Genomic DNA, 643 nt, shown 5'->3' on the forward strand with positions numbered 1-643 from the left:
AAACTATCGAACAATAACTGTGCCTCATCAAGAGCCTTTTGCACAACAACTTTTGATTTGTCGACTTGGTGGACGAAGGCTGCAAATTCAAGTTGCAATTCTTTTGGAGGCACTGGAATTATCAAAGTTTCTAATATCTGTTGATTAAGATTTTGAATATTTGCTCCTCGCCCTGCCATCTTTAATCTAATTGACTCTGCTTTTAACACCCTTAACAAATATGGTACTGTTACTTCATCATCATGTTTTCTATATCTAATACAAAAACCACTAAAAGCAGTTGGCACATCTCCTGGATATACTGCTAAACTTCTACCAACCAGTGCCTTATTACCATTTGAACGTACAAAGACAATATCATCATCCTTCAATAAGTATTCCTCTGAAGGCATCTCATTCAACGACACCATTGGAAGTATCTCTGTATTCTCTATTACAGATAAATCCTTAAAATCACCTACTCCCAAGCAATTAATTTCAACTCCACAATCATCATAATGAAAATTCATTCCATTTTTACAGTTTCCCATATCCAACAGAGGCTTTGTCTTCCATCCTTTTTCGTTCTGAACAGGATCACCAAACATCTCTACAAATCGGGCTTTGATAAGTCCATCTAAAACAGCCATTTGAGTATTTCTCA

General features: G+C 36.1%; 1 protein-coding gene. It reads right to left on the bottom strand.

Annotated features, from left to right (window positions below; all coding sequences use genetic code 11):
- The coding region (locus DW159_RS13570) for a restriction endonuclease subunit S (RefSeq protein ID WP_199412505.1) at positions 1-629 on the bottom strand (629 nt) is incomplete at its 3' end.
- Between the last annotated feature and the right edge of the window lie 14 nt (positions 630-643).

Source organism: Coprococcus sp. AM14-16 (genome assembly GCF_003434675.1).
Lineage (GTDB): Bacteria > Bacillota > Clostridia > Lachnospirales > Lachnospiraceae > Coprococcus > Coprococcus aceti.